This is a genomic window from Paracoccus sp. IB05, from assembly GCF_016405985.1.
Classification (GTDB): domain Bacteria; phylum Pseudomonadota; class Alphaproteobacteria; order Rhodobacterales; family Rhodobacteraceae; genus Pseudogemmobacter.
Map to the genome: position 1 here is coordinate 1 of NZ_JAEFCF010000084.1, position 3,320 is coordinate 3,320.

The 3,320-nt window shown below is 63.6% G+C and carries 4 protein-coding genes; 2 read left to right on the forward strand and 2 right to left on the reverse strand.

The genetic code is table 11. The features are described 5' to 3' along the window. Window positions 1–146 precede the first annotated feature (146 nt). Both JC607_RS25070 and JC607_RS25075 read right to left on the reverse strand, forming a co-directional pair. A complete protein-coding gene (locus JC607_RS25070; protein WP_198839429.1) occupies window positions 147–632 on the reverse strand; it encodes a DUF6878 family protein in 486 nt (161 codons plus the stop codon). A 220-nt stretch (window positions 633–852) separates the two neighbouring features. Beyond that, window positions 853–1,017 (reverse strand): hypothetical protein, encoded by a 165-nt coding sequence (locus JC607_RS25075; protein ID WP_169742256.1) that lies wholly within the window; start codon window positions 1,015–1,017, stop codon window positions 853–855. Window positions 1,018–1,586: 569 nt separating this feature from the next. Here JC607_RS25075 and JC607_RS25080 point away from each other — a divergent pair. Together JC607_RS25080 and JC607_RS25085 are read left to right on the forward strand one after the other, a co-directional pair. Further along, a complete protein-coding gene (locus JC607_RS25080) occupies window positions 1,587–2,195 on the forward strand; it encodes a DUF6088 family protein (RefSeq protein ID WP_112313395.1) in 609 nt (202 codons plus the stop codon). Then, window positions 2,188–3,225, forward strand: coding sequence for a nucleotidyl transferase AbiEii/AbiGii toxin family protein (locus JC607_RS25085; RefSeq protein ID WP_112313394.1), 1,038 nt, complete (start codon window positions 2,188–2,190; stop codon window positions 3,223–3,225). The genes JC607_RS25080 and JC607_RS25085 overlap by 8 nt, the downstream gene beginning before the upstream one ends. Window positions 3,226–3,320: the final 95 nt, after the last annotated feature.

The window sequence follows — 3,320 nt, forward strand, 5'->3', positions numbered from 1 at the left end:
ATCGCTACCCTAAGCGCCAAGAAAGCGCTTGCCTGTCCAGATAACATCTAACCAGCTATGCAGCTCGATGTAATCCTCGACCACGCCACCCCACTTTTTCACTGAGGACAGGGCGTGATGATAGGGATGTGCCATGTTCCCCGCCCTCAGAAGCTGTGGTTGAACTGTTCGGACGAGGTGAACCGCTCGTTGTAGTCGAGCAGGATCGTCCCGGCCTCGGCGTCGAAATGAAACGCGCCAAACGCGCCGTCGCAATTCTCCCATCCGCCATGGCTGTCGTAGAGGAGGTCATAGGCCAGGGTTTCGACGGCTTCGGACAGCGACATGCTGCTGGTCGAAATCTCGCTGATGCCCCAGCTGACCTGTGCGAGGGTGATCGCGGTGTCCGGCATCGGCACTACGGTTTCACCACGGCGGGCATCGATGTCTTCGACCTGCCCACTGTCGCCGGCGCCGTCGAAGGTGACGATGATCTCGGTGATCCCGGCGGCGCGCATGGCCGCGAACAGCGTCTCCTTGTTCTGCGCCATTGCGGTCGTGCTGAGCGTCTGATGCGCTAGTTGCGAGACATCAAACTGCGCCATGGCGGCCGCCAGGCTGGCTTCCGGGGTGGCTGCGATATCGTAGGTCATAGGATTTCTCCTGAGAGCAAAGGGACGGGTGAAGCCGACCGGCGCTCTCTCTGGGACCGGAAGGCTCGCGCTTCCCGGATCCCTCCTCGACCTCTCCCGCGCCGGGGTTCATCCCGGCTCCGTTGCGCGGCGCGCGCCACAGGCGGGTGATCGCGCGACCCCGGTGGACGGCGCGGCCCGCCGCGCAGGCCGCCCGGAGGGGGTGAGGCGCTTGCGCGCCTCACTGCCAGGGGTCGATCTCGAGGGCGATGAGCGTCTCATCGCCATCATATTCATCGGCGGGCATGGCGGCATGGCTGCCATCGCCGGCCTGAAACACGACGATCGAGACCATCAGCGTGGCGGCGAGGCTGGCGGCAAAAGCGGTGGCATCCTTCTTGGACATGGGACTGGCTCCTGTCTTTAGAGACGAGGGACCATCCCCCGCTCGACAGGCGCCCGAAGTGTCTGACCGGATCTGCAATCACCCGAGGGCGTTCGGTCTTTTGCCGAACCCCCGAGGGCGGCACGCAAAGCGTCAAGCCGACCCTTTATGGGTTGATTTCAAAGAGACGGATCGGACCAAGGTTTGCGAATGGAAGCGGGGATGGGGCATTGGCTCTGACAGGGGCCTTATCCCGTGACGGCATGCCTCCGCTGCCGCCGGCCTTGGCGCTTCGCTGATCAAGGGTATCGACGTGTTACAGGCCAGATCACAGATCTGCGCCGCGCCGACGATGAATAGGGTGGCTTCCAACGGATGCCTGACAGCCCCCTGGCACTGGGCGCAAGTGCCGAGCCCGGCCCCTTCGCGCCCAGCCGAGCACACCGCTCGCACCGCCCCTGTCCGCGACCGCGATAATCTCAGTCCGCACAAGAGATATAGCTCCGTGCATCGCGCACTTGATTGGAAGAAAAACATAGCCTATTTTCTGACACATGAAGACTGTATCTGCCTCTGTTCCCGATCGGATCATGAAGCGTGTCCGCGCAAGCGGACGCGGCAGCGTCTTCACGCCCAGCGACTTTCTGGACGTGGCAACCCGTGGCGCGGTGGACCAGGCGCTGTCGCGGCTGACCAAGGCCGGAGACCTCCGGCGTCTCGCCCGCGGCCTTTATGACTTCCCCAAAACCCATCCGAAGCTCGGGGCCCTTAGTCCTTCACCCAACGATGTGGCCAATGCCCTCGCGCGCGAAACAGGATCAAACCTGCAGATTGACGGCCCACAGGCTGCCAACGCGCTCGGCCTCTCGACGCAGGTCGCGGCGCAGAGCCGTTGGCTGACGGATGGGCCTTCGCGCCGTGTTGTGCTCGGGAAGCGGGTGATCGATCTTCGCCATACGTCGCCCAAACATTTGATTGCCCCCGGCAGCCCGGCCGGAACGGTCGTTCAGGCCCTGCGCCATGTAGGTGCTGCACGGGCCTCTGACGTGATGCACGCGGCCAGCCGTCACCTCTCGGCCAGCGACAAGAAGCTCCTCGCCAGGAATGCGACGCAGGCACCTGCCTGGATGCGGGCAACCCTGCTCTCGATTGCCGACCCAAAGCCTTCAGGATCCGGGGTGGGAGCCGCGCTTGGATAAGGTTGCCCGCCTGTCGGCCTCTGACCGTGCCGCTCTCTTTGGGGAAACCGCCGCTGGCCGCGGCGTCGCCAACACGATCATCGAGAAGGACTTCTGGGTTTGCTGGACCCTACGGCGGGTCTTCTCGCTGCCGCCCGGGGAAACCGCGTCACTGGTGTTCAAAGGCGGCACCTCGCTGTCCAAGGCCTATGACGCGATCCGTCGGTTCTCCGAGGATATCGACCTGTCCTTTGACCGGACAGAACTGGGATATGGCGGCGAACGGGACCCTGAGCAGGAAGGGCTTGGAAAGAATAAGGCGGCGAGGCTGATTGCGGATCTGGTGACGGATGTCGAAACGCATGTTGCCGAACGGCTGCTTCCCGCCCTGCAAACGGAATTCGCGCGCCATCTGGGCAATCCCGCCGACGGCGGCTGGTCACTCAAGATAGACCCGAATGACGCGCAGACGGTGAATTTCCACTATCCCCCGGCCTTCGGCGGCACGGATTATGCGGGAATGTCCTACATCACCCCCCGGGTGAAGCTCGAACTCGGGGCGCGCGGAGACCCCTGGCCAACTGAGGCGAAGGTGATCCGGCCCTATGCGGCTGAAGATTACCCTGACTTCTTCGACGCGCCTGACACCAGGGTCACCGTCCTGTCTGCCCGGCGCACCTTCTGGGAAAAGGCGACCGCACTCCATGCCGAGGCCCATCGCCCTGCCGGATCGCCGACACCGCAGTATTTCTCCCGACATTTCTACGATCTGGCCATGCTGCTCGAGACCGAAGAAGGGGCCGCTGCATCGCGCGATTGCGAGCTGTTGGCGCAGGTGGCGCAGCATAAAGCCATCTTCTTCCGTTCGGCATGGGCAAACTATGACCTAGCCAGGCCCGGCACGTTGCGACTTCTGCCCGGCGAGGATCGGATCAAGGATCTGCGAGTAGACTACAGGGCCATGGCGCCCATGATGTTCGATACGAAGCCGCCGACTTTCGATGACATTCTCGCCCGAATCCGGCGTTTTGAGGATGACGTGAACGCCTGATCCGCGGTCCGCCCGAAAGCCGTCGGGCACCGGCAGCGCCAAAGGCCCCGGCCTTTCGACCGGGGCCCTGGTTGGGGGGATTACTCCCCTCGGCG

What these genes read in the sequence shown, in the direction of transcription:
- JC607_RS25070 (WP_198839429.1), bottom strand. Translation starts at nt 632, where the DNA reads ATGACCTACGATATCGCAGCCACCCCGGAAGCCAGCCTGGCGGCCGCC.
- JC607_RS25075 (WP_169742256.1), bottom strand. Translation starts at nt 1,017, where the DNA reads ATGTCCAAGAAGGATGCCACCGCTTTTGCCGCCAGCCTCGCCGCCACG.
- JC607_RS25080 (WP_112313395.1), top strand. Translation starts at nt 1,587, where the DNA reads ATGAAGCGTGTCCGCGCAAGCGGACGCGGCAGCGTCTTCACGCCCAGC.